Annotated in this window: 25 protein-coding genes; 12 read left to right on the top strand and 13 right to left on the bottom strand. The window is 42.7% G+C overall.

Going from position 1 to position 25,999, the window contains the following annotated elements; all coding sequences use genetic code 11:
* Nucleotides 1–49: 49 nt before the first annotated feature.
* The 3 genes from L4C38_RS09800 to L4C38_RS09790 form a co-directional block, all read right to left on the bottom strand.
* Nucleotides 50–1,159: a glycosyltransferase family protein gene (locus L4C38_RS09800; protein ID WP_428797370.1), complete on the bottom strand. Its 1,110-nt coding sequence runs from the start codon at nt 1,157–1,159 to the stop codon at nt 50–52.
* Between the two features lie 395 nt (nt 1,160–1,554).
* Nucleotides 1,555–3,009 carry a sigma-54-dependent transcriptional regulator gene (locus L4C38_RS09795; RefSeq protein WP_428797369.1) on the bottom strand — a complete coding sequence of 485 codons (1,455 nt, stop codon included), beginning with the start codon at nt 3,007–3,009 and terminating at the stop codon, nt 1,555–1,557.
* A gap of 47 nt (nt 3,010–3,056) precedes the next feature.
* A complete protein-coding gene (locus L4C38_RS09790; protein ID WP_428797368.1) occupies nt 3,057–3,407 on the bottom strand; it encodes an Hpt domain-containing protein in 351 nt (116 codons plus the stop codon).
* Between the two features lie 305 nt (nt 3,408–3,712).
* Here L4C38_RS09790 and L4C38_RS09785 point away from each other — a divergent pair, with 305 nt between their 5' ends.
* Together L4C38_RS09785 and L4C38_RS09780 are read left to right on the top strand one after the other, a co-directional pair.
* Complete coding sequence (locus tag L4C38_RS09785; RefSeq protein ID WP_428797367.1) at nt 3,713–4,378, top strand: DNA-methyltransferase; 666 nt, start codon at nt 3,713–3,715, stop codon at nt 4,376–4,378.
* Between the two features lie 235 nt (nt 4,379–4,613).
* Nucleotides 4,614–5,465 carry a DNA ligase gene (locus L4C38_RS09780; protein WP_428797366.1) on the top strand — a complete coding sequence of 284 codons (852 nt, stop codon included), beginning with the start codon at nt 4,614–4,616 and terminating at the stop codon, nt 5,463–5,465.
* A 99-nt stretch (nt 5,466–5,564) separates the two neighbouring features.
* On the opposite strand, the gene L4C38_RS09775 is transcribed toward L4C38_RS09780, so the two are convergent.
* The 4 genes from L4C38_RS09775 to L4C38_RS09760 form a co-directional block, all read right to left on the bottom strand.
* A complete protein-coding gene (locus tag L4C38_RS09775) occupies nt 5,565–6,935 on the bottom strand; it encodes an MATE family efflux transporter (protein ID WP_428797365.1) in 1,371 nt (456 codons plus the stop codon).
* A gap of 306 nt (nt 6,936–7,241) precedes the next feature.
* Nucleotides 7,242–7,964 carry a riboflavin synthase subunit alpha gene (locus L4C38_RS09770; protein ID WP_428797364.1) on the bottom strand — a complete coding sequence of 241 codons (723 nt, stop codon included), beginning with the start codon at nt 7,962–7,964 and terminating at the stop codon, nt 7,242–7,244.
* A 249-nt stretch (nt 7,965–8,213) separates the two neighbouring features.
* A complete protein-coding gene (locus L4C38_RS09765; RefSeq protein ID WP_428797363.1) occupies nt 8,214–8,417 on the bottom strand; it encodes a CPXCG motif-containing cysteine-rich protein in 204 nt (67 codons plus the stop codon).
* 241 nt (nt 8,418–8,658) lie between these two features.
* A complete protein-coding gene (locus tag L4C38_RS09760; RefSeq protein WP_428797362.1) occupies nt 8,659–9,525 on the bottom strand; it encodes a fructosamine kinase family protein in 867 nt (288 codons plus the stop codon).
* Between the two features lie 434 nt (nt 9,526–9,959).
* Between L4C38_RS09760 and L4C38_RS09755 the strand changes: the two genes are divergently transcribed.
* Entirely contained in the window at nt 9,960–10,304 is a 345-nt protein-coding gene (locus L4C38_RS09755) for a DUF3802 family protein (protein WP_428797361.1), read from the top strand.
* A 28-nt stretch (nt 10,305–10,332) separates the two neighbouring features.
* Here L4C38_RS09755 and L4C38_RS09750 read toward each other — a convergent pair whose 3' ends face one another.
* Nucleotides 10,333–10,836, bottom strand: a complete 504-nt coding sequence (locus tag L4C38_RS09750) for a C40 family peptidase (protein WP_428797360.1) — start codon at nt 10,834–10,836, stop codon at nt 10,333–10,335.
* 92 nt (nt 10,837–10,928) lie between these two features.
* Here L4C38_RS09750 and L4C38_RS09745 point away from each other — a divergent pair, with 92 nt between their 5' ends.
* The gene (locus L4C38_RS09745) at nt 10,929–12,962 is read left to right on the top strand and encodes a methyl-accepting chemotaxis protein (RefSeq protein WP_428797359.1); all 2,034 of its coding nucleotides are present in this window, start codon (nt 10,929–10,931) and stop codon (nt 12,960–12,962) included.
* 90 nt (nt 12,963–13,052) lie between these two features.
* Here L4C38_RS09745 and L4C38_RS09740 read toward each other — a convergent pair whose 3' ends face one another.
* The 3 genes from L4C38_RS09740 to L4C38_RS09730 are packed head-to-tail and all read right to left on the bottom strand — an operon-like array spanning nt 13,053 to nt 16,100.
* Nucleotides 13,053–14,438, bottom strand: a complete 1,386-nt coding sequence (locus tag L4C38_RS09740; protein WP_428797358.1) for a TRAP transporter large permease — start codon at nt 14,436–14,438, stop codon at nt 13,053–13,055.
* Complete coding sequence (locus L4C38_RS09735; protein WP_428797357.1) at nt 14,425–14,967, bottom strand: TRAP transporter small permease subunit; 543 nt, start codon at nt 14,965–14,967, stop codon at nt 14,425–14,427. The genes L4C38_RS09740 and L4C38_RS09735 overlap by 14 nt, the downstream gene beginning before the upstream one ends.
* Nucleotides 14,968–15,026: 59 nt before the next feature.
* Nucleotides 15,027–16,100 (bottom strand): TRAP transporter substrate-binding protein, encoded by a 1,074-nt coding sequence (locus L4C38_RS09730; RefSeq protein WP_428797356.1) that lies wholly within the window; start codon nt 16,098–16,100, stop codon nt 15,027–15,029.
* Nucleotides 16,101–16,313: 213 nt separating this feature from the next.
* Between L4C38_RS09730 and L4C38_RS09725 the strand changes: the two genes are divergently transcribed.
* From L4C38_RS09725 to L4C38_RS09700, 6 genes are all read left to right on the top strand, one after another.
* Nucleotides 16,314–17,699, top strand: coding sequence for a cache domain-containing protein (locus L4C38_RS09725; RefSeq protein WP_428797355.1), 1,386 nt, complete (start codon nt 16,314–16,316; stop codon nt 17,697–17,699).
* Nucleotides 17,696–18,325 carry a response regulator gene (locus L4C38_RS09720; RefSeq protein WP_428797354.1) on the top strand — a complete coding sequence of 210 codons (630 nt, stop codon included), beginning with the start codon at nt 17,696–17,698 and terminating at the stop codon, nt 18,323–18,325. Before L4C38_RS09725 ends, L4C38_RS09720 begins: the two co-directional genes overlap by 4 nt.
* Nucleotides 18,325–19,257, top strand: coding sequence for a LysR family transcriptional regulator (locus tag L4C38_RS09715; protein ID WP_428797353.1), 933 nt, complete (start codon nt 18,325–18,327; stop codon nt 19,255–19,257). The genes L4C38_RS09720 and L4C38_RS09715 overlap by 1 nt, the downstream gene beginning before the upstream one ends.
* Before the next feature lie 145 nt (nt 19,258–19,402).
* On the top strand, nt 19,403–20,971 hold the full coding sequence (locus tag L4C38_RS09710) for an acyl CoA:acetate/3-ketoacid CoA transferase (protein ID WP_428797352.1): 1,569 nt from the start codon (nt 19,403–19,405) through the stop codon (nt 20,969–20,971).
* Between the two features lie 58 nt (nt 20,972–21,029).
* On the top strand, nt 21,030–21,764 hold the full coding sequence (fabG, locus tag L4C38_RS09705; RefSeq protein ID WP_428797351.1) for a 3-oxoacyl-ACP reductase FabG: 735 nt from the start codon (nt 21,030–21,032) through the stop codon (nt 21,762–21,764).
* Nucleotide 21,765: 1 nt separating this feature from the next.
* The gene (locus tag L4C38_RS09700; protein ID WP_428797350.1) at nt 21,766–22,977 is read left to right on the top strand and encodes an acetyl-CoA C-acetyltransferase; all 1,212 of its coding nucleotides are present in this window, start codon (nt 21,766–21,768) and stop codon (nt 22,975–22,977) included.
* A gap of 39 nt (nt 22,978–23,016) precedes the next feature.
* Here the strand turns inward: L4C38_RS09700 and L4C38_RS09695 are convergent, their stop codons facing one another.
* Nucleotides 23,017–23,805 carry a sterol desaturase family protein gene (locus L4C38_RS09695; RefSeq protein ID WP_428797349.1) on the bottom strand — a complete coding sequence of 263 codons (789 nt, stop codon included), beginning with the start codon at nt 23,803–23,805 and terminating at the stop codon, nt 23,017–23,019.
* Nucleotides 23,806–23,889: 84 nt separating this feature from the next.
* Here L4C38_RS09695 and L4C38_RS09690 point away from each other — a divergent pair, with 84 nt between their 5' ends.
* Both L4C38_RS09690 and nagK read left to right on the top strand, forming a co-directional pair.
* Entirely contained in the window at nt 23,890–24,627 is a 738-nt protein-coding gene (locus L4C38_RS09690; protein ID WP_428797348.1) for a tRNA-uridine aminocarboxypropyltransferase, read from the top strand.
* A gap of 128 nt (nt 24,628–24,755) precedes the next feature.
* Nucleotides 24,756–25,664, top strand: a complete 909-nt coding sequence (gene nagK / locus L4C38_RS09685; RefSeq protein ID WP_428797347.1) for an N-acetylglucosamine kinase — start codon at nt 24,756–24,758, stop codon at nt 25,662–25,664.
* A gap of 69 nt (nt 25,665–25,733) precedes the next feature.
* On the opposite strand, the gene L4C38_RS09680 is transcribed toward nagK, so the two are convergent.
* On the bottom strand, nt 25,734–25,994 hold the full coding sequence (locus L4C38_RS09680; protein ID WP_428797346.1) for a DUF2960 family protein: 261 nt from the start codon (nt 25,992–25,994) through the stop codon (nt 25,734–25,736).
* Between the last annotated feature and the right edge of the window lie 5 nt (nt 25,995–25,999).

The following is a 25,999-nucleotide window of genomic DNA, read 5'->3' as shown; positions in this document are numbered from 1 at the left end:
TCAAGCGCTAAAACGTGGAGAGACTCACATATGAAAGCGATGATTTTTTCTATAGGCTATCTAAGATACGGCTAACGAATTGGCTTCGCACTTGCCAAGTATCACTGATTACAATATCACTGGGTGTTTTTTGCTCATAAGTGGCAAGTTTTAAGGCTTCACTCATTTCATGAGCACTCTCAACCACGTTGATGTATTTCGCATAAGATTCAATACTATGTGCGGGCGTAGTGATAACTGGCGCGCCTACCGCTAAGTATTCAAGTAGCGTGGTTTGAATCACACTCAGAGGTTCAATTGCAGATTTATACGGGAGTAAACTGGCTTGCCAATGTTGGCTGTAGCTTGGCAAGTCACAATGATGTTTTGGACCAAGGTAATGGATATTGTTGAGTCTTGGTAATGGGTAATACGGCAGCAAATTTGCGCCGATAAAGACGAAGTTCCAATTTGGCAGATTAAGCGCCGTATAGTGGAGTAGTTGATAATCTATTTTCTGATCCAATACACCATAAAACCCAGCAATAGGTTTGGCTTGTTTTGGCATGTCACTAGCAACCATGGTTGGTTGGCAGAATAATTCTGCGTCAACCCCGTGGGGTAATAGTAGTGTTTTATTGCGAGGAAAGCGTGAACAGATAATGTCGCTTGAGCCAAATATGATGTTGGCATTACGTACCATGGTTTGCTCTTGTTCAAATATTAATTGCGGATCAGTTCCTAAGTGGGCTTCAGCTTCTTCATTGCAATAGTAAACTAATGAAGCACCGCTTAAATGGTTTAAGAGATCAGCTATATAGGGCTCTGAAGTCCAAACGATGGGTGATGAGATACGATATTTGTTTAACAGCGGCTTTAAGCTCTGCAGTATACGGTGTATGGCATTTTCGCGATCTTTTGCTGATTGGATACGTGGTACGTTTTTAACTTGCACAAAGTGGTGCTTGTTGTAGGCAAAACGTTGATGTTGTTCATCTTGGTTTAGTTTGCCCAAAATATGTTCTGCAGTGTTGGATTGCCACGGTGAATTAAGGGGCGATCCAGTGTGTTGTATATCAACCCATACCACTTTACCCACATTGCGTAAGCATTTGATTAAATGTAGAGAGCTAGACGGCACAGCGCTTGTGTGATTACTGAAAACGATCATATCACGCATGACGACCTCCTTTATTGTAGGACGACAGTGCATTAATAGTGTGGGGTAGAGTTGACCAGTTGTAACCTAGATGAATAGAGTTTGTTTCCATCCTCTCATTGATGAGAGGATGGGGTATTGGCGCCGAAGGACGCATAGCTCTGACTGCTGGCAAATTACAAGGATTGGAATGATGTAAACATCTTTTCTCTATTGTTGTTTTTGACATGTTAAACCTTATCTAGCAACTGATAAGGTTCATATTGCACAATGCGCGCCATAAAAATAAACTATATAAAACAGTGGGTTATTGCTCTTCTTTATGGCGAATATAAACCGCTTCTCATTTTGAGAATGATTTTGCTTATAACATTGGTAATTCTCAAAAAAGTAAGTATGAGTCGAGCTTCATTTTACTAGAGTACAGATTCATCGTTCGGATTACCGTTCGTTTCCCAAGCTTGTTTTTTTCGATAGATGGTTGAGGGACTTAACTCCAATAACACAGCGGCATTCAAGACATTTCCGTCACACAATTCAATTGCTTGTTGAATCACGTCCCTTTCAATCTGCCACATTGGTTTTACTTCGTTATGGCTGACAACGGTTTGCGATTGTGGCTCATTTATTACCGGCTCTAATGAATCTTGCAGGGAAGGTAAAGAATCGCCAAGTATCTGTTTAGGTTGTGCGGTGCTTTTCCCTGATGTGAATTGACTGGGTAAAAGAGAAAGCGACAGTTTTGGTTGATCATTAAGAACAACAATATTACGTATAATATTTTGAAGTTGACGGACGTTTCCTGGCCATGCATACCGTTTTAATGCAGGAACAGCATCACCGCTTATGGTCGCAAACTGCTTTCCATCTTCTTTGGCGTAAAGTCTCAAAAAATGTTTGGCGAGCGTGACTATGTCGTGATTGCGCTCTCTCAATGGCGGCATTTCAATCGGTACTACATGCACACGGTAGTACAAATCCTCCCTAAAGCGCCCTTGTTCTACTTCTATTAGTGGATCACGGTTTGTTGCGCAGATAATGCGTACATCGACCTTGTGCTCAGAGCTGGCTCCTAATGGTGAGAAAGTACCAGTTTGCAAAAAGCGCAGTAGTTTTTTTTGCATCTCTAGTTCCATTTCGCACAATTCATCCAAAAATAGGGTCCCGCCATGGGCGAGGGTTGCTGCGCCCTTTCTATCTGTTGTTGCGCCTGTAAACGCCCCTTTAACATGACCAAATATTTCACTTTCCATTAGATCTTTAGGAATAGCTCCGCAGTTAATGGCTATAAATGGTTTGTTATTGCGTTTACTTTCTTTGTGAATCGCTTCGGCACACACTTCTTTGCCTGTACCACTTTCGCCAATAATAAATACGCTTGCAGAAGTTGGTGCTACAGAGTCAATAATTTTATATAACCCTTGCATAGGCAAGCTACTACCGATGAAGCCATGATATCGACGACGATCAAATTTGCTTTCGATATCTTCAACAAGGCTCTCTAGTTTCGTTTGTTGTAAATGGAGATTAATTGAGGTTTTTAAGCGGTCAGCGTTAATTGGCTTCTCGAGAAAGTCTTTAGCGCCTTTCTGTAACAGATTAACGGCAACATCGATTGAACCATGGGCCGTCGCTACAATGACGGAAGAGGGAATGTTATGTTCAACAAGCCAGTCTAGGATGGATTCGCCGGGTATATCAGGGAGTTTAAGATCAAGAATAACTAATTGCGGTGCTTCTCTCTCGATAAAACGCATAGCTTCATGACCTGTTTCAACATGAAAAAAATCATAGGCTTCATCTTTGACATATTGCTTATAAAGCATAGCCAGTGATTTTGAGTCTTCGATCAAGAGTACTTTTGCCTTCATGGTGCTCCCCCTAAATGACGTTGAAATAGCGCGCTGTGATCTAATTTTTAGAAGCCTTGTCGTTTTCTATTGTTAAGCGCAATGAGTGAAGCACTAGAGATAGTTGCGAAGTCTTTTTGGTAGCTGAGCGCATTTTCATGTTCGTTATCGATACAAAGATGTTCTATTGTTCGAGCTAAATGAGAAAGTGCCTGGTTCCCGAGCGCCTGAGCCGAACTCCCAAGTGCATGTGTTTCAAATTCGAGTTGAGCATAATCTTGGCTGGAGAAAGCACGTTCAATGTTCTCAATGCGGTGCTGCATTTCTTCAATGTATTGATCTATAAGCATTGGCATCACTTCAGAAGAGGTATCCGCGATCAATTGTTGGATAGTTTTTTCATCTACCAGTTCAATCACTAGCGTTTATCCTTAAAGTTATTCAGCGTGAAATTTGTTGTCCACGCGTAATGAGTATCGCTTGAACTTAATGTCAGCAAGACAACATCGATTTTTTGTATATATTAAGAATAGATCAATTTTTTCAATTAGTTGAGATACCAATTAAATTATGTGCGAAAGTAGCAGTAGGATACCAATCGTAATGATAAGAATGGATTGAACTCTACTGATTCTCAGAGGGGCTGCATTGATTGCTACCATCTGGGGAAAGGTGTAGCCTCTAACGTTTAGCAAAATGCACTAGTTTGCTGTGTAGAGGTTTGATGCAAATATATAAAGATGATGCAGTGAATTGGCTTTCAACACTCGCAGATGCGAGCGTTGATCTTTTGATTACCGACCCTCCTTATGAATCACTAGAGAAACATAGAAAAATTGGCACGACAACGCGACTTAAAGTGAGTAAATCATCAAGTAATCAGTGGTTTGAAATCTTTCCCAATGAGCGATTTGAACGGTTATTAAAAGAGATATACCGAGTACTAAATAAAAACGCACATTTTTATTTGTTCTGCGATCAAGAAACCATGTTTTTGATTAAACCAATAGCAGAAAGCGTTGGGTTTAAATTCTGGAAACCCATTATTTGGGACAAAGTTTCCATAGGCATGGGCTATCACTATCGATCTCGCCATGAATACATTCTCTTCTTTGAAAAAGGCAAACGAAAACTAAATGATTTGGCAATAGCCGATATTCTTGAGTTTAAACGAGTTTACCGCGGATACCCGACAGAAAAGCCCGTGCAACTGATAGAAACACTTATATCTCAAAGCAGCACAAAAGGTGAATTGGTTGTAGACCCGTTTTTTGGCTCGGGATCAACGTTAGTCGCGGCACAAAACTTGGGACGAAACTATCTAGGGTGTGATATTTCAGAGTCGGCGCATGAACATTTCCAGAACCGAACCAACCTAACCGAAAAATAAAAACATGTTGTTCTGGCTGTGACCTCGCTAATTTCAAGCTTATGTTGACTACTACAAGATGAAGCGTGCCTTCAACACTGGACAATTCTCTATATAGGAAAATAAACAAATCTAAATCGGACCAAACAACAGATCTGTTTTGAGAGCCATACGAGGCTAGATTAATACTCTGTCTCAATTGAGTTGCGATATTTTATGTGTTCAATATTGGTGGACATAAAATTCGGAGCAAATTTTGCAGATAAAACTGACCATAATAGCCAGTAGTTTGTTGATTGCCTTGCACACCAACGCCGATGAACAAGAGAAGAAACAGAATGTTATACCCGTTGTTTTAGCTCATCACTATCAACAGGGTATTGATGTCGCCGAGTATTGGCAAAGTGAGAAACTAGATGGTATCCGTGCCATATGGGATGGAAAATCACTAACCACTCGTAATGGTAGGCACATCCACGTGCCAAAATGGTTTAGTGACCCACTGCCTGACTACCCAGTAGAAGGAGAGCTTTGGGCTGGGCGAGGTAATTTCCACATTGTGCAGCAAACGGTTTTGGATCATAAACCAAAAGATAAGGCTTGGAGGCAGATCCATTTCATGTTGTTCGATTTACCCCATGCCGCAGGTGATTACGCTAAGCGCTACTACAACTTGGTCTATCTCGTAGAGCAGTTAAATTTGCCATATATTGAGTATATTGATCATCAACCCATTCAATCCGAACAGGAATTATTTAGCTATTTGGATAGTGTCGATCATTCCAATGGCGAAGGGATCATGCTGCGTAAGATTACCAGCCGATATCAAGCTGGACGTAGCTCCGATCTACTCAAGCTTAAACGTCATCATGATGATGAGGCGGTAGTTTTAGGCTACAAAGTGGGCACCGGTAAATACAAAGGTATGTTAGGAGCTGTGCTAGTTGAATGGCGCGACGGAAAACAATTCTACATTGGCAGTGGCTTTACTGATCAACAAAGGAGACAACCTCCTGCGATTGGAGCAACGATTACATTTCGCCACAATGGATTCACCAGTGGCGATTTACCTAGATTTGCTCGTTATCTACGTACTCGGGTGGAGTAGTACGGTTGAAGAGATATCGCTGAAAAGTGTTGTCCGTTATTAATGGGAATAGGATTAAAAAAGGTCAGCAATGCTGACCCTTAATAAGTGTAGAGTAGCTTACTGTTCTAGTGAACCAAGTTGAAATTCTTCAGGTTGCTTGTGCATCCAACGTAGTCGCATTCCTAGCATTATTGCTGCTGAAGATAAACCCGCTAGAAAGCCGTACCAGAATCCATGGACGCCAAGAGGTTCAACGAGCCAGTCTGTCATCGCAAGAATGTAGCCAATTGGCAAACCAATTACCCAGTACGCGATAAAGGTACATTTGAAAATTGCCGCCATATCTTTGTAACCACGTAGCGCAGCCGCCGCAACCACCTGAATGGCATCAGTACATTGATAAATTGCTGCAAGTAATAACAGCTGTAGAGCAATTTCAATAACTTCAGGGTTATTTGTATAAAGTAAGGCAATTTGTTCGCGCATGATAATAGTAAACGACGCAGTAAATAACGCCATCGCGAGTGCGACCATCAAACCAATACGTGACGCCACTCTAGCCTTGTCTACGTCGTTTTCCCCTAGTCGATAACCAACACGAATGCTGGTGGCAACCCCAATACTCATAGGCAACATAAAAATTAGAGACGAAAAGTTAATCGCAACTTGGTGTGCAGCGACAATCATTGGTCCTAAAGGCGCAATTAAGAGAGCGACGACGGCAAACAGAGTTACTTCGAAGAACAGTGCTGCTGCAACAGGAAAACCTAATTTAAACAGGCGAAGTTGCGCTTTGAAGTTAGGTTTATGAATCGTAGCAAACAGCTTAATGTACGATACACGCTTTGCTGTCAAAACATAAAGCAGTATCAGTCCAAACATCAACCAATACACAATTGCAGTGGCAACACCACAACCGACACCGCCTAGAGCTGGGGCGCCAAACTTACCGTAAACAAAGATCCAGTTGAGTGGGATGTTGCACAACAAGCCAATAAAACCGATAAACATTGCGGGTTTGGTGAGAGATAAACCATCAGTAAAACAACGTAACGCTTGAAATAACAGATACGCTGGTACGGCGAACATAACTGCATTCATATAACCAATGGTTTTGTTGCCCATTGAGGCTTCAACATCCATTAGCTGCAATATATATTGGGTTTGAAATAAGACGCCGATAATGGGAACCGAAATGAACAACGCCATGAAGATGCCTTGCTGTACTTCGTAAGGAATCTTTTGATATTTGGCTGAGCCATTTAGCTGAGCCACGACAGGTACTAATGCCATTAGGAGACCAACACCGAACAGGATTGAAGGTAGCCAAATGCTTGACGCAATTGATACTGCAGCCATATCGGTAGCACTAACGCCGCCAGCCATAACAGTATCGACAAAACCCATACCAGTTTGTGCAACAGAGGCAATAAGGACGGGGGTTGCCAACTTAATTAATGTAGTGGCTTCTTGTTTATAACGATGCACGTGAAGGACTCCAGAAAGGGAAAAGAACGACTTAATCTTTACTCAGGTGCTTGAGATCCAGCGCATTATACAGAATCTATTCGAATCGTCTTTTGTTTTAAGTTTATTTAAGCAATAAGGATTCAAACAGTCAGATAATCGATGTTTACGGTATCGTTGCAAGTATGGCTAAAGCCGTTGCTCTAACAAAAACTCTACTTTCAAACCGACAAAATTTGACTCGAAGATTTACTTGGTGAAGGTCTTACAATTGGTGCGTCGGCGCGCGCTGAAGCTAGGGTGACTTACCCTAGCTTATTAAAGTTGTTATTGCTTATCAGAGTCGGAGAGTGCTCTCTGGGCTGCTTGACCTATAGAATCAATATCTGCGTTATTTGAAGCTAAGAATTTCTCAAATAATGGCATCAAAGCGCCCATCTTTTCGTTAATAGCATCACGCACAGTATCAACAACTACTTGAGTACCACGCTCAATTTCAACATTGATATTTGAGCCACTTTGCTTATCTTCGAATGTAGTCATTCTACGAGTTTCCGGGATGAGCCAAACATCAAACCAGCCTTCATTTTTATTTACATCCGATACAGTCAAGCTTGCACCGTTGAGAGCTATGTAGCCTTTCGGAAAAATGTATTTAATCCATTCACGTGGCGTAGAAATACGTACACGGTAGTTATCATCTATTTGCTGTACATCTAGTACTGATGTTTTGAAATCAACGTGCCCAGATAGTGGATGTCCACCGATTTCAGCGCCATCTTTTGCAGCTCGTTCTACATTGATTTTTTGATTCTGCTTGTATTCACTAAGAGTCGTTATCTCAAGGCTTTTTAACATTACATCAAACTTAACTTGTATAGGAGTTACTATTTCAGTGGCAGTTAAGCAGACACCGTCAACGGCAACACTAGCCCCAACTTCTAAGTCTTTGCAGAAACCTTGTTCAAACGAAATGTTAAAAGTTCTGATACCTTGATAGTCACTTATTGATGAGATAAGAGCAACAGACTGAATTATACCCGTGAACATTAATGGCTCTCCTGTTATACCAATTTTATCGTAATCGCATTTTGAAACACTTATAACGCAATTAATAGTGCCTATCGTAAAGATTACTGCTTGATCAATTAAAAAATGAATTGGCATCGACCTTTAGAACGATAGTTAAGTCTTTGCTCATCTTATCTGTCATTCGATTTCGGACAGGTCAGTGAATATTAAAAAAGAGCGCCTAAGCGCTCTTTTTGTCCTCTTTGCCACTTTTCGAAGCGATTTTGTCTAGAAAATCTGCTCGTCATCAGCATCGATAGTTAATTCGATGGAATCCATCTGTTCATTAACTACCATGTTAAAGTGAATGGCGTTACAGCAAGCTGGACAATCATCATAAAAATTTTGATTACCGTTTGATGCGTCGAGGGTAATGCCGATGGAATGACCGCAATGCGGGCAGGAAACCATTTTATCTTTGAAATTGCGCATAGACTTTACCTCGTAGTTTACTTCTTGTGACAACCTAAATTTACGTCACTTCAATCTTGCTCACTACAAATGTTAAGCATCTAAGTTAGTAATGGTTGTGAATTAAGTACAAAGTTTGACTGCGACCATAAATTTTGGCTGAAGATCTCAGTTATTAACCAAATACAATGAGTTAACCCACAAAACCACTTGTTTGAAACTGATCTAACTGATTGTAAATTATGACTAAATGTAAAAATATCTAGTACGCTTGTATTCGTTCTATCAATTGTTGTGCTTCATCTAAGTAGTGCCCACCAAATAAATTATAGTGGTTTAAAATATGGTAGAGATTGTAGATGTTTTTGCGCTCGCTATAACCTAAGTTTAATGGAGCAATACTTTCATAGCCTTGATAGAACTCAGGTTGAAAACCGCCAAAAAGTTCTGTCATTGCAATATCACACTCACGATCGCCCCAATAGCTCGATGGGTCAAAGCAGATGGGACCGAATGCGGAGTTAGCGACGTTGCCATGCCATAAATCACCATGTAATAGAGAGGGGCGAGGTTGGTGGTTAGAAAGCAGATCTTGAATTAGATGAGTAAAGTCAGTGATATTAACCAGCGTGACACCTTTCTCTTTAATTAATTGTAACTGCCAACCAATTCTCTGTTCTGCAAAAAAACGAGCCCACTTTCTATCCCACTGGTTGGGCTGAATGGTGTTGCCAATATAGTTGTCTTGATCGAAGCCAAACTCTTTTTGCTCACCCCAAAGGTGGAGCTCAGCCAATTGGCGTCCAAATGTGTAACTTGAGTCGCCACTCTCTAACGGTTTGGTCGAAAGGTAATTAAGAATGAGGAAGGAATTGTGCTTTGAATGACCAATATCGACCCGCTCCGGTACAAATACTGTCCTAGTCTCTCGTAAGCTGCGAATATTCTCCGACTCTATCTCGAAGTTAGGTAGAAAAGCCCTGTTATTGATTTTGACGAAATAGCGTTGTTCCCCATCGCTAATCATATAGCTTTCACTTATATCCCCGCCAGTCAGCTTGGTTTTTTCTCGAATGACGAAAGAGAACATGAGTGTCTCTGACAATTGCTCCGAAATAGCTTGCCACATAATCAACCCCTAACTTTGCCCATTCATTTACATATTGTAGGAGATAGAAAAGCGCAATTCCGATTCATACAGCAAAGATTTCAATCATTTGCCCTAATCCCCTAATTAAAAAGGTTAATTTGTGAACAATGCCCACAATGACTGGCACTTGAGTTTGAAAAGAATAACTGTCGTGTCTAAAGGGGAATGTGGCTTTTTTGGTGCCAAACCGCTAGCATCATTAATAGCTTGATGGCGACGAATATCCCAGAGTTCATTCGGGCAGACGCCCAAGTTGAATAATATCAAGAGTATATTGTGATTTATTAGAGGAAATTCCCTTAAACTGTCGGACACACAGCAATAATTACTACTCATTTGACCAACGGTTGCTTATTCTTGCTCAATTACCTTAGTATAGAAAAAGTTAATAACCCTTATGATTTGGAGAGAAAATGGTTGTGGAGACAGAGGGATACTTGGCTTTAATTGAGTATCTTGCATCCAATCTCGATATATTTTCTACTGAAGATGGCGATACAGGTGAAGAGAGTATCGAAGATGTAGTGACTGATATGGTTGCGTCAAACATCATGGCAATCTTTGAACAGAACCCTGAGTTGCATTCTAGCGTTAGATTTAAACTGCTTAAAGAAGCAGATTCGGTCGTGGCGGATCTAGGCGAAGTGCTTGCTGGCACTTGGACTCGACCTGCGACCAACGAGCAGATCGCTTTTCTAGATGAATATATAGCATTGGTAAAAAATCTATTTGATACAGCAGTAGCGAAGTACGACTAGGCTAAATAGATCGCCCGCGTTTTTAAGTTTACAGGCGAGTGTTAACTCGCCTGACTTGCCAAAATACATCTGCCCAATATGGGTTATCAATTCTTGATAGCATTACGCCTTTCGATGTAGATGCATGCATAAACTGCTTGTTGCCTAGATAGATCCCCACATGGCGACTTGTTAAAGATGTCTTGAAAAAAAACAGATCACCAACTTTGGCGTTATTGTAATCAACTTCAATCCCGATATTCGATTGTAATGCAGTTGTTCTTGGCAATGTAACTGACGCTGTGTCTTGGTAGGCTAGTTTTACTAATGCTGAACAGTCGATACCATTAAATGACATCCCGCCTAGTCGATAGGGAACACCTTGCCACTCTTGATAGAAATCAAGAAAGGAATGACGTTGAACTTGTTCGTAAGCCGTTAGTGGGGTGGAACGATTCATTGTCGGTTGATTGCTGCATGCCCCTAGAGCTAGCACGATAGCTAAGAGAGAGACTCGATGTCGATGTTGGGCAAATAAATTGCTGTTAACCATGAAATTTCTAGCCTGTTAATGACATTATAATGTAATAAAGAGTTCCTAGACTGAGTTCGATAAACTTTCGTATGAATCAGTGCTAGGGTGCCATGACAAACTCAAATAATACCAATCTATCCATATCACTAATCCAATCAATCAGCGCAGTGTTTCTCTGCTTCCTTTGTTTATTGGTTGGCTTATCCGTGATCAGTAATCGTGGCTTAGAAGAAGTAGGTAGACATTTTACTACGTTGTCAGATAAAGCCTTACCGCTTTCAGCCACTAATGCCAAGTTGACCCAGTCTTTGTTAGAACAAACGAAACTATTGAGTTATGCAACACAAGTGACGACGCCTGAAGCACTAAAGAACAATAGGACTAGGGTAGAACAACTGATTAAAAGCACGCATGATCATAGTAAACAGGTGTTCAGTATTGCGCAGAACTTCAACCAAGCCATATCTAACTCACAACAATCACAACTCAATGTTAATCTTGAACGGTTAAATCATTTAACCAATCAAATAATCAGTATTCAACAACGCCTACTTCAAATGCAAGATGAAATAGACTCCGAGGTGATAAGTTTCCGATATGGTCTCAGTTCCATAGGCCCTGAGATGAATCGAATCAGTTCGTTTCTTTCTGTTGATAACCCTGAATCCTTTGACGCTGCAAACCGGTTTATTTCGAGTGCGAGTTCAATGGAAAGTACCTTTCTCGTCATGATGATGCAGACGAACTTAGTCAAAGCAGAGCAAGAATACAAAGAAATGAGGAATAGAATAGCGGGCATCAACTTAGCGTATGACGACTTTTCTGAGTTGCATCCTGATATTTCACAGTTTTCTAGCCTCAATACACCTTACGAAATGGTTAAATCTGGTTTTGAACAACAAGGTGTCCTTCAACAAATTTTGGCTAAGTTAGCGTTATTTGAACAGCAGCAAGTTCAAATTGCTGAAGTTCAGTTTATTGCTACACAGACCATTCAGACTCTCAATGAAATCACATTAACCGCGGAAGGCTTGATTGAAAATAACGAGTCAGTGGTGAAGAAAACCATCTCCTCAGTTAATACTACATTGAGCATGGTTAGTATCATCTTTACGGCATTGATCTTCGCTCTTTGGTTCATGTTGAAAAAGTGGCTTCAATTGAGCTTGAAACAAATCTTGGTTAACTTGAATAAAGTGATGCAGCATGACCTATGCGCGACAGTCTCGCTCAAAGGTCCAGATGAAATGAAGCAAATTGGCAACAAGTTGAATCGACTAATTGAATCAACCAGTGATTCACTAGTCAGTGTGACAAGAAATTGTGAGACTCTCTATCAAACCGCAGAGATTAGCTACAATGCAGCGGGTTGTTCTAATGAAAGTATCGCTCGGCAACACCAAGCATTAACTAGTATGGCAGCGACGATCAATCAACTGGAAGTGTCTATTCGTGAGATCGCTTCGGTCGCCAGTCAATCTTATGATGAATCAAAGCTAGCGACTGAACATACTAGTAATGGTGTTTTGGCTGTGGAACAAAGCTATACCCGATTACAGTCACTTGAAGCGACATTGAATATCAATGAAGAAGCTATGGTTGAGCTCGATGGACGAGTTAAGCAAATTCGTGAAATGGTGGACCTCATTTCAGGGATTGCAGATAACACTAATTTGTTGGCTCTAAATGCAGCAATTGAAGCCGCGAGGGCTGGGGAGCAAGGGCGTGGGTTTGCTGTCGTTGCGGATGAGGTTCGAAAATTAGCCAGTGATACCTCGCAGCAGACGACGAATATTCGTGCACGCATGAATGAACTTGTTGAATCAGCGGAGCAATCACGAAGAGCGGTTGAAAGTACGCGGCATGAAATGCACTTTGCTCTGGCATCGAATGAGAACGTGAAACATACTTTTAAAGACATTGAGCATTCGGTCTGCATGATTAGAAGTCGCTTTGAGCAAATTGCTGTAGCTACAGAACAACAGCAAAGGGCGACAGGGGAAGTAAGCCAGGCTATTGTTCATGTAACTGAACAGGGTGATGAGACAAAAACACAGCTCGAATCTATGTTAGAAAGTTCACAACAAGTATCTCTGATTGCCCGCGAACAACAGACCATGTTGCACAAGTACCGTTTTGCTTAACACCGATGCTTGGTGATAGCGGCAAATAGAAAAGGAGCCATGAGGCTCCTTTTTGACGACTAATCAATGGTCTATTTCTATATTGACTAGCTAGCCATAGGCAACACTTGGCAGCCAAAGTACCAGTTGTGGCCACATAATCAAACACGCCAAAGCGACTAATTGAATGAGGATAAACGGAATAACGCCGCGATAGATATCTTTTAGCGCAACACCTTCCGGGCATACCCCTTTAAGATAGAACAAGGCAAAACCAACGGGTGGGGTCAAGAAACTGGTTTGCAATGCCATTGCTACCAGCATAACGAACCAAACCAGACTCGGGTTATCGACAACTCCATGGCCATCAAGCTCAATTCCTAAGCTTGAGATCACCGGTGCCAATAGCGGCAAGGCGATGAGCGTAATTTCGATCCAGTCAAGGAAGAAGCCAAGCATAAATACTATCAACAAAATGAATGCGATGATCCCATATGGTCCAAATGGCAACCCACTTAGGAACGATTCAATCAGTTCGTCACCGCCCAACTCTCGTAGAACTAACGCAAAACAAGATGCACCTAAGAAAATCATAAAGATGTAAGCTGTGGTTCCGTACGATGCGAGTAATACTTCTTTGAGAACTTTAAAGTTGAGTTTGCGATTGTAGGCGGCAAGTAGAGTTGCACCTAGAGCCCCAATCCCTGAAGCCTCGGTAGGTGTCGCGACGCCTGCAAAAATGGACCCAAGCACACATAGAATGAGCATTAGAGTTGGTGTTATATCTTTGAAAACTTGTAGGATTAATCTCCAATCAACGGATTCAACGTTTTCTGGAATAGGCGCTTTGTGGGGATGAATCTTACCGACAATCAATATATAAGTTATATATAGACTACCCAACAACAAACCAGGAAAGATGGCACCCATGAACAAATCACCAACGGACAACCCCAGTTGATCAGCCATGATCACCAGCATGATGGACGGTGGGAGTAAGATGCCGAGCGTCCCCGCTGAAGCGACGGTACCAAGTGCTAAGGGTAGGTGGTAGCCCTGTCTCATCATACTTGGTAGCGACATGACAGTAAGTAGTACAACCGACGCACCAATAATACCAGTAGAAGCGGCGAGTATAATGCCGATCGCCATCACCGTAACGGCTAAACCACCATGTACTTTGCCGAACAACGCCTGCATTGATGACATTAATTTTTCAGCAATGCCTGACTTATCAAGCATATTGCCCATAAAGATAAACATGGGTAGCGCAACCAATATCCAGTTATCCATGATTTTATAGATTCGGTTAACCACCAATCCGAGGCTGGTGTAATCTAGCCCAGTAAAAGTATCAAGGTAGATATCGGCAAAATAGCCCACTGCGGCAAACGCTATACCAATACCACCAAGCACGTAAGCGACAGGTATACCAGTGAACAACAGCAGTATAAAAGAGCCAAACATGGCAATCACGATCCACTCATTTGCTTCCATGGTTTGCTCCTTTAAATAGGGTATCTAAATTACGTAGCACGGTAGCTAGCATGGAGAGTAGTAGCATCGTAAAGCTCAGTGGGATCACACTCTTTATCAACCAACGGTAAGGGAGACCAGACGGCGATGCAGAGCTTTCATTTACCCGCCATGATTCATAAGCGAAGTCATAGGAATGAAGAATGACAACAACAACAAACGGCATCGCAAGAAAGAGTAATCCTACGATATCGACCAAGGCTTTTTTCCGTTTGGAAAAGTTGTGATAAAACAGATCAACGCGCACATGTAGATTAGTGACTTGTGCGTACGCGGTTCCAAACATTACAGCCGTTGCATATAAGTGCCACTGAAGTTCTTCTAATGAAATTTGACCATTGGAGAACACTTTGCGTAAAACAACTTGAATAACAATTACGGCAACAAGTGCAAGGTTCGTCCATGCAAACACTTTGCTTACTGCGATAATCGCTTTATCTATTTGGGAATAGAAAGGGGGATTTGGGGGGGAATATAACACCTTACTCATTGGGCACTCCTTACAACAAATGACCGATAGCACTTATCGGTCATTCCAATTAAGAGGGATTATTGGTTATGAGTCGCGCGAGGTAAGAACGCGTTCGCTTCCCATAATGAGTAACCTTTGCGGAATTCACTCAGGTCTTTCCATACTTTGTCAAAGAACGGATCTGCGTTTTTCTTTTCATCAACGACTTCCATCCAAGTTGATTCAAATAGGGTTAGCATCTCGTCGTTCCAGTAGCGAATTTCAACACCGTTTGCTTTGGCTTTTTCCATTGCAGAGTATTGCAGAGCTTCGCCTTCGGCGATTGAGTAAGTCATCGTTGCCATACAAGTGGTTTCGACAGCGGATTGCTGTGCAGAGCTCATTTGACCCCAAGTATCTTTGTTTATTAGCAGTTCAAATACGGTCGATTGCTGATGCCAACCTGGGAAGTAGTTATATTTGGCCACTTTATGGAAACCTAAGCGCTCATCGATAGCTGGCTGTGAGAATTCAGATGCATCGATCGCACCTTTTTCAAGTGCGCCAAAGATTTCGCCACCGGGTAGTTGCACTGTACCCACACCAAGTTTTTCCATTACCGATGCACCTAAACCAAAGAAGCGCATGTTTAGCCCTTTAAGGTCTTCTGGCTTTTCAATCGGTTTTTTGAACCAACCTGAAGTCTCAGGTGAGATGATAGCGCAAGGAATGACTTTTACGTTATAGCCGCCCTGGTCATACATTTCTTGATATAGCTTTAAGCCATTACCAAAGAATAACCACGCCATATATTCACCAGCTTCAGGTCCAAATGGAACTGCGGAAAAAAGTGCAGAAGCGGGTAACTTCCCTTGCCAATAACCGGCGGTTGCGTAACCAGAATTTACTTTACCTGTCGAAACAGCGTCTAATATTTCAGCAGGGCTAACCAATTTTCCTGGTTCGTAGATCTTCATTTTGACCGTACCGCCGGAAGTTTGCGTAATGCGATCGGCATACCATTGGATTGGTGTGCCTAACGCCGGCAGGTGACTACCGAAAGCAATCGGTGTTTTCAGTAGGATCTTTTTATCTGCTGCTTGTGCGGTAACAGAAAGACCAGTAGCGGCAAGTGCAAGAGCCGAAGCGATGGCAACTTTCGTCAGTTTCATTGGTTATCTCCTTTAAGAGGCTAATTCCTTTTTATTGTCGAGAAATGTGAACGTTGCGTAGTAATTGATGTTAATGCAATGTTACATTTGCACTTGAGTTTAGATGTGTGTTCTTTGGTTCTCTATTAGGGAAATTGCGCAAATTTTATCGGTAGTAAGTGCAAAACGTTCGTTAATTATTCAGTAATACTACGTATAGATAGTGGAGGGGACATGGGATTTGTTAGCAATAGAAGGCTTACAATTAACATTATTTTGCTCTCTATCGTGCCGCTTATTGTCGTGGTCGTTATTGTGGCAAGTATTTTGTTTGGTCAAGCAAAACAATTACTTAGTGATCAAGTAGCGCTTACGCGCAGCAACATATTAGCGGTAAAGAAACAAGAGCTTAAACAATACGTAGAAATGGCAGTAAAAAGTATCGAGCCTTACTATCTTGATGACACTTTAACGCCCAAATTTGCCAAGCAAATTGTTGCTCAAAAATTGAGCCAGCTCACGTATGGACAAGATGGATACTTCTTTGCATATACTTGGGAAGGTGATGCTCTAGTTCTTCCGTATCAAAAAGAAAGAATCGGCATGAACTGGTGGGAAGTAGAAGATGTACAGGGAAAAAAGCTACTGCAAGAATTGATTAAAATGAGCCGAAAAGGCGGGGGCTTCGTTGACTATCTTTGGCAAAAACCGTCAACAAAAGAGCCGCTGCAGAAGCTAAGTTATGCGGTCTCGTTAGATAAGTGGCAATGGATGATAGGAACGGGCGTGTACTTAGATGACATCGAACGCCAAGTGTCGCACATGCAAACGGGGTTTGATCAGAATATTGGCAAAACCAGTACCGCTCTGTTTGGATTGATGCTTATCGCCGTTTCGGTGATTGCAGGGCTTGGTGCATCGTTAAACCTAAGTGTTCGTCGTATGGCTAATGAGCAGTTGAGTATTTTGAATCAGCAGATTATCGATTCTCAGGAAAACGAACGTCAACGGGTATCTCGAGAGTTGCACGATGGAGTCAATCAACTTTTGGTTGCGGCAAAATATCGGTTGGACAACGTTTCTAAACAACAAAATGACACGAAGAAAACATTAGAGCTAGACGCGAGTAAAGCCGCTATGGAGCAGGCTATTGTCGAATTGCGCCGAATATCTCAAGATCTAAGACCCCCACAACTTGATGATTTGGGTTTAGTTGCGGCGATTGAGTCTTACATCAATGGGTTGCGAGAACGAACTCAGCTTGAGTTGGTGTTTGAACATGATATTGAAGACGAAGAATTTGTTCCTGAAATTGAAACCACATTGTATCGGGTGGTGCAGGAGTCGTTGCACAACGTGGAAAAACACGCGAATGCGCAAGGTGTTGATGTCATATTGCAACGGGAAGGGCGCACTTTACTGTTAACCATCAGTGATGATGGAGAAGGTATCCCAACTAAAACAAAGAAATCGTCTAAAAATGAGCAGGTTATCCAAGAGCAAATGGGGCTGCAAAATATGAGAGAGCGCATTCAAGCCATCGGAGGCACTTTTACAGTGACCAGCGAACAAAATGAAGGAACGGAAGTGCGCGTGAGCTTAAACATGGAGTTTATATGATTAGATTGGTACTCGCCGATGATCACCGATTAATGCAAGATGGACTTAAATCCCGTTTAGAGATGGAAGATAATCTCGATATTCTTGCTTGTGTCGGAACCGGAACGCAAGCATTGGAAACGACGCTCGCATTAAAGCCAGACGTCTTGCTGCTCGACATTAATATGCCAAATCTTAATGGTATTGAAGTGGTCGAAAAGCTAGAGAAAAGTCGTTCGAATACTGCTGTAATTATGCTCTCAATGCATGATAGCCGTGACTATGTTGTACGTTCTGTTAAGGCTGGAGCTAAAGGGTATGTACTCAAAGATGTTGGTTCAGAAGAGTTGGTGATGGCGATCAATCAAGTCGCGGAAGGGCGTTCTTACCTTTGCCCACAAGCTTCAGATCGATTGCTCGAACAAATTACAGAACAGCCTAAACCTGAAGATGACTCTTTATCAAAACGAGAATCGGATGTGTTGAAAGCAATAGTGAATGGTGCGGGAAATAAAGACATTGCCGACACCCTACATATTAGTGTCCGAACGGTAGAAACTCATCGCTTACGCATTAAGAAAAAACTTGGAGCTACCTCCACAGCGGCGTTGGTTAAGTTGGCGTTACAAAAGGGGTTGGTGAACTAATGTCGAATAATTTACTCTCGAGCCGTCAACCAATTTTAGACAAGATCGTCTTTTTATGTGCGGTAATTCAAACTGGTTCTTTCCGTGAAGCATCCGCTCAGCAGGGCATCTCTGCAGCTGCTGGGAGCCGCTGGGTACGAGAATTAGAAGAAGTCATGTCGGTAGAGCTAATTAAACGAAGCACCAGACAGCTGGTGGCAACCCAGGCGGGACAATTACTCTTTGATCGTTTCTCACCTATGATTCCAGATATAAACAGTCTGTGTGAAGAAGTGCAGAACTTAGCTGAAAAACAACAGGGAGAAATTCGTCTTTCTTCGACGCCTTTGTTTGCTCGTCAATATTTAACTAAAATTGTCGCTGAATATATGGAGATGTACCCGAAAGTAAACTTTCGGATTTTCATTGAAGCGGGTGATTTTGACCCTCTTTTGATCGACTTTGCTTTTCGTGCTAGTGGCAGCTTTGAAGATAAACCAACACCGGACTCGTTACTTGTGCGACGCCAATTACTGCAAGAGCCTCTATATTTGTGTGCATCGCCAAAATATCTTGCTGAGCACGGAACGCCAGAAAGTCCAGATGACCTCAATAAACATCGTTGCCTCTATGCCCAAACACTTTTAGGTGGTAACTGTTGGAGCTTTGAAATACAGGGCAAACAAGAGATTGTCACCATTCGCGATACTCTAGAGTGTGATAACAGTGAAATGCTGTTAGATCTAGCGTTGGGGCATGCAGGTGTTGCCTACCTTCCGCACTCGTTAGTTCATCAAAAACTAAAGTGTGGCGATCTTCTGCATATACTCCCCACTTATCAGTGTGCCAGTTTCGATATTGATCTTTATTACCGACCAAGAGCACCGATGCCTGAACGGTGCAGTCGCTTCAAAGAGTATCTATTTGAGCGAGTAAAAAACCTCACAGCATAATTTCATATCTGCAATTCACAATCTCTATTTGTGCAATTAACAAGCACGCCATCTCAGTCTAAGATAATTGTATACCCAAGTGACAGACTCTCTCTGAGCTAATACTTGGGTATATATGATCGACTATCACAAAGGAAGGTGAAGCGTGGTAACCAAACTGACCCCAGAAGAAGCGGCGAACTGGATTAACGACGGCGATGCCGTTTTGTTAGGTGGTTTTATTGGAAGCGTTGTGCCTGAAGCCATAGAACGGGCAATAGGTGAACGCTTTGCGCAAACTCAAACGCCAAGAGATCTCACATTACTGTTTGCTGCGGGTCAAGGGGATGGACAAGCCCGCGCTATCAATCATCTTTCCCAGTTAGGTTTAGTAAAATGCGCGATTGGTGGTCATTGGGGGTTAGTGCCTCAGTTACAGCAATTGGCAGTCGACAATTTGATCGAAGGTTATAATTTACCTCAAGGTATTATTTCACATTTACTGCGTGATACTGCAGCCGGTAAACCAGGAACCTTAAGCAAAGTCGGCATTGGAACCTTTGTTGACCCTAGAATCGATGGAGGAAAGATTAACTCTGCAACGAAAGAGAATTGGGTAGAAGTAATTGAGTTGGCTGGCGAAGAGTATCTATTTTACCGCAAGCTTCCAGTCACCGTTTCTATATTGCGCGGCACCACGGCTGATGAAAATGGCAATATCACGATGGAAGACGAATGCTTAATTGTCGAAAGCTTAGCGGCGGCGCAAGCGGCGAAAAACAATGGTGGCAAAGTCATTGTTCAGGTGAAAAGAGTCGTTAAATCGGGTGAGTTGGACCCTCATGCGGTCAAAATCCCCGGTATTTTCGTTGATGCCATCGTAGTTTGCTCCGATCCACAAGAACATATGCAAACCTTCGCCACCATGATGAACCCAGAATTTGTAGGCCGAGCGGCTAATGATGGTGACAGTGTCACTAACTCTGCGGGTGGCGTAAAACAAGTGTTAGATGCCAAAACTATTATTGCGCGCCGGGCTGCAATGGAGTTGATGCCGGGTTCGATATTGAATTTGGGCATTGGTGCACCAGAATACATAGCGCAAGTCGCGCAACAAGCTGATGTTTTGCATCAATTTACACTAACTGTCGAACCCGGAGGCATAGGTGGTGAACCCCAAAGTGGGCTGGATTTCGGTGCATGTCGCTTACCGCAAGCTATTATTAGTCAGGATCAGATGTTTGATTTCTATGATGGCGGCGGTGTTGACCAAGCATTTCTTGGGCTCGCTCAATGCGACCAATACGGCGATATTAATGTGTCACGGTTCGGCAGCAAAATTGCAGGTTGCGGCGGTTTTATCAACATTACCCAAAATGCGAAACGCGTTTATTTTTGCGGAACCTTTACTGCGAAGGGATTGAAAGTTGAAGTCGATAACCAACAATTACAGATTGTCCAAGAAGGTCGCCAAGTCAAATTTATTGAGACCGTTGAACAAATTACTTTTAGTGCTACTCAGGCTTTACGTGCAGATAAACCCGTTATGTATATTACTGAGCGAGCGGTGTTTAGGTTATCGGCAATAGGATTCGAGTTAACTGAAATTGCACCAGGGGTCGATTTGGAGCGAGATGTCCTTAATCAAATGGCGTTTATTCCCATTATCAGCCCATCATTGAAAATTATGGACAGCGCTATATTCCAACCACAGTTTGAATTGAATTTAATCTAAGACGCAGACATAGCGTCGAACTAGTTTACATTTTGCAAAGCCCAACAAGGATACAGATATGTTTAACAACAAAATCTGCGTAGTGACAGGCGCAGCTCAAGGAATTGGTCGTACGATTGTAGAGAGATTTGCACTAAATGGCGCAAGCATGGTTTACGCCTTGGATATGAATGGTGAGGTTTTATCAAAAGCATTTATGGATAATGACAACGTTAAACCTATCGTAGTCGATATTTGCGATCGTTTGGCGATCGAATCACTAGTTCAACAGATCCTGCGTGATTGTGGAAAAATTGACGTATTAGTGAACAATGCGGGTATTACGCGCGATGCTTTGATTGAGAAAATGACTGAGCAGGATTGGGATATGGTGGTAAACGTAAACCTCAAAGGAGTGTTTAACCTTACCCAAGTCATTGCCCCTATCATGATGGAAAATAATTCGGGCTCGATTGTTACCATGTCTTCTGTGGTGGGAACCGATGGCAATATTGGCCAAACAAATTACGCGGCAACAAAAGGTGGCGTCATTGCCATGACCAAAGGTTGGGCGAAAGAATTTGCCCGTAAAGGCGCGCAAGTAAGGGCTAATTGTGTTGCCCCCGGCTTTGTTGAAACACCCATGACAGCCGATCTCCCTGAAAAAGTACTTGATATGATGAAAGCAAAAACACCACTTGGTCGTATGGGTACAGCAGACGATATCGCAAATGGCGTGGAGTTCCTTGCTAGTAACAAATCCAGCTTCATCACGGGGCAAGTACTCAAGATTGATGGCGGGTTGGTGTTGTAATATGGCGAACAAAGTATACATAGTTGCTGCTAAGCGCACGCCGGTAGGCACGTTTTTGGGTGGGTTAAGTTCGTGCTCTGCGGTTGAACTTGGCGCTATTGCGATTCGTGCTGTGATTGAGCAGGCAGGCGTTAAGGCAGAATTGATTGATGAAGTTATTGCCGGTAATGTTCTTAGCGCTGGTTTGGGGCAAGGCGTAGGGCGACAAGCTGCAATTCAGGGCGGCATACCTAAGACAACGCCTAGCTACACGTTAAATATGATTTGCGGCAGTGGAATGAAGACGCTCCTTAATGGCTATAACGCCATCAAATCTGGTGATAGCCAACTGGTCATCGCTGCTGGGATGGAAAGTATGAGTAATGCCCCTTTCGTTTTGGATGGTCATACTCGGCAGGGGAATAAGATGGGCGATATGTCGCTCGTTGATACCATGCTTAAAGACGGGTTAACCGATGCGTTTGAAGATTACCATATGGGGATAACGGCGGAGAATATTGCAAATAAGTATGGCATTACTCGCCGCGAGCAAGATGAGTTCGCCAGCCTGAGTCAACAGCGTGCCCAAAAGGCGATTCAAACTGGCGTATTCAAGCAAGAGATCACCGCGGTCACGGTTAAATCTCGGAAAAAAACAACTCAATTCGATACCGATGAACAGCCTAGGTTTGGTACTACCGTTGAGAGCTTATCGTCACTTCGCCCTGCGTTTGATCAACAAGGAACGGTGACGGCCGGCAACGCATCGGGTATTAATGATGGCGCAGCCGCTCTAATGTTAGCCAGTGAGCAAGCCATAGAACAACATGCCTTAATACCCCTTGTTGAAGTAGTTTCTGTCGGACAAGCAGGCGTTGATCCTACTGTAATGGGACTTGGTCCTGTCCCTGCCGTCAAACAAGCGCTACAGCGTGCCGATTTAAACTTGAGTGACATAGATCGATTGGAACTCAATGAAGCCTTTGCAGCGCAAGCAATCGGAGTAATGAAAGGTTTGGCTGATGCTCATGATGTTGACTACCCATGGTTTAGAGATCGAACTAACGTCAATGGTGGTGCGATTGCGCTGGGTCATCCAATAGGGGCGTCGGGCGGGCGCGTTCTGACGTCGTTGGTTTATGAGCTGATTCGTTCCAGTAAAACTCTAGGGCTTGCTTCCTTATGTATTGGCGGAGGCATGGGCATCGCGGTCATCTTGAAACGCGTAGGATAGGTTTGTTATACATTTCGCTACAGGAGCCAATAGGCTCCTTTATTTTCGTCTGAACGGTTGGCTGAGCATTTTATCGAGCCATTGTTCTCGTGGTGTTCTAAATTGAGCAATACCAATTTGAACTTTATCGTGTCCGAGTTTAGGCTGAGCGTGATAAGTGCCAAATCCACGATCCCAAATGGACAGAAAAAAACCAAAATTAGAGTGCGTTTCTTCAGTGACCACCGAATGATGCACACGGTGCATATCTGGCGTGACAATGGTTCTACGTAGAACAGCATCTAACTTTAATGGCAATTTTGCATTGCTATGATTAAACATCGCGCTGGCATTTAAAATAATTTCGAATATCAATACAGCGAAAGGCGAGATGCCTAGACTGATCACAACCGCCATTTTTATCCACATAGATAGAATGATTTCAATTGGATGAAAACGAGCACCTGTGGTGACATCAATATCTTGATCGGCATGGTGCATACGGTGTAGACGCCACAACCACGGCACTCGGTGGAAAACGACGTGTTGCACGTAGATAGCGAAATCCAGCAGCAAGACCGCAATGACGATTTCCAACATTGAGGGAAGAGCAAGTATATTAAGTAAGCCGTAGCCTTGTTGATTCGCCCAGATCGCCGTTTCGATCGCCATTAAAGGCATAAGCAAGCTCAAACACAAAGAGTTAAAGCCAACCAAGCCGAGGTTGTTCAACCAGCGTTGCCATTTGTTTTGAGTTAAGGGTTTACGTGGAGCCAACCATTCCCAAATACCACAGAGAAAAAGCACCGATAGAAAAAAACTTAGCCGGATCATATCTGGGTTTTGCATTGAACATCCTTAGCGTTTCACCTTGCATAAGCGCTGAAGGTGAGTAGAATTTGTCGCCTTCAACATTATTATCATTGAATCAGCATGAGAATCCACGCCTTTCATCATTTATATCAACAGCGCCGCGCACTTTCGACCCGAGTTTTTAATGCACGAGGTAGTAAAGTAGAGCGTTGCCAATACTGTCAAGTCGCCGTGAAATACTGTGTGTGCGCCCATCAGCCGGAGATTGACTGTGATGTAGCAGTGATGCTGATCCTGTCTGAAAACGAAGTATTTAAGCCAAGTAATACCGGGCGATTAATCCTTGATACCATCAAAGAGGGTTACGCATTTCAATGGAGCAGAACTGAGCCCGACCCAAAAATGTTAGCCTTGCTTAACAATCCAAACTATCAACCATTGTTGGTTTTTCCTGCCGATTATGTTGATGATCAAACTCGGATTGTCATACAACCACTTGCCAACCTTGGTGAGCAGAAAAAGCCGCTGATCATTTTGCTCGATGGCAGTTGGCGTGAAGCTAGGCGTATCTTCCGAAAATCGCCGTATCTTGATGGTTTACCAGTTGTTTCAATTCAACCACAAGCGATTTCACAGTACATCATGAGAAAATCCGAAAACGAGCAACATCTCTCAACTGCGGAAGTTGCCATTTTAGTATTAGAGCAACTTGGTGAGACGCAAGCAGGGAATATGCTTGATGGTTGGTTCCGAGTGTTTCGAGAAACTTACCTACTGAGTAAGACTCGTATAAAGCCAGATTTAACCAGACCAGAATTAAAACGCTTCTTGATCGAAAATACGAATGCAGATCATTGATATTAGTCGACGATCAGTTGTTAATAGTCATTATTAGCAGTTGTTGCTCAGGAAACATAACCTCTGTGTTATGAGAATGATGCGATTCTTGTGTAGATTTTTCGAATTACATTCTGGGAGAGAATAAGATGTACTACGGCTTTGACGTTGGCGGCACTAAAATTGAATTTGGCGCATTCAACGAGAAACTAGAGCGAGTTGCGACGGAACGCGTACCAACCCCAACAAGTGATTATCAAGAATTACTAGAAGTTATTGCGGGTTTGGTCAGTAAATATGACCAAGAGTTCAAGTGTGAAGGCAAGATTGGCTTAGGTCTACCAGGTATGGAAGATGCCGATGATGGCACCATCTTAACGGTTAATATTCCGGCGGCGAAAGGCTTACCTCTACGCAAAGATTTGGAAGCCAAAATTGGTCGAACCGTAAGAATCGATAATGACGCCAACTGTTTTGCATTGTCAGAAGCATGGGATGAAGAATTAAAAGATGCCCCTTCAGTGATGGGGGTGATCCTAGGTACTGGTTTTGGTGGCGGCTTAATATACGACGGTAAAGTCTTCCCGGGTCGTAACAATGTTGCTGGCGAAATGGGGCACATGCGTCTGCCAATTGATGCTTGGTTCCATCTCGGTGAGAATGCACCGCTATTTAATTGCGGCTGCGATAAGAAAGGTTGTATTGATAATTACCTTTCTGGTCGAGGCTTTGAACTGCTTTATAGCCATTATTATGGTGAGAAGAAAAAGGCAATTGATATCATCCATGCGCAAGCAGAGGGCGAGGCAAAAGCAGTCGAACATATAGAACGTTTTATGGAGCTACTCGCCATTTGTTTTGCCAACTTGTTTACCGCGAACGATCCTCACGTAGTGGTGCTCGGTGGTGGCCTATCAAATTTTGATATGATTTATGAAGAAATGCCAAAACGTATTCCTAAGCATCTTCTTTCTGTCGCGAAATGCCCTAAAATTGTTAAAGCAAAACATGGTGATTCAGGTGGCGTGCGTGGTGCTGCATTCTTAAATATCAAATAATTGATTTTGATATAAAAAGGGCTTCCATTCGGAAGCCCTTTTTACGTAATACTGAAAACTAACGGCGTACTATTTCTTGCCTACACCACGGTTTTCTTTTTGCTGTAGCGTCAGCTTGGTAAAACCCAGTTTCTTAAAATGGTTGTCACGATAATTGCGCACAGCTTTAGTGTCTGAAATCAGCTCAATTTGCTGTTCCATCTTCAAAAATGCAGAGATATCGATGCCTTCAGCTTCTGCAACGGCTTCATGGATGTTGCGGTGCTGTTGGTAAGAAAATGTCAGTGTTTTATCAACGTCTTTGTAGGTATAAAGAATAATACGAACCATAGTGC

Source organism: Vibrio kasasachensis, assembly GCF_050337565.1.
Taxonomy (GTDB): domain Bacteria; phylum Pseudomonadota; class Gammaproteobacteria; order Enterobacterales; family Vibrionaceae; genus Vibrio; species Vibrio kasasachensis.
Note: the sequence above shows the minus strand (reverse complement) of the source record. Positions and strands in the feature narration are given on the sequence as shown.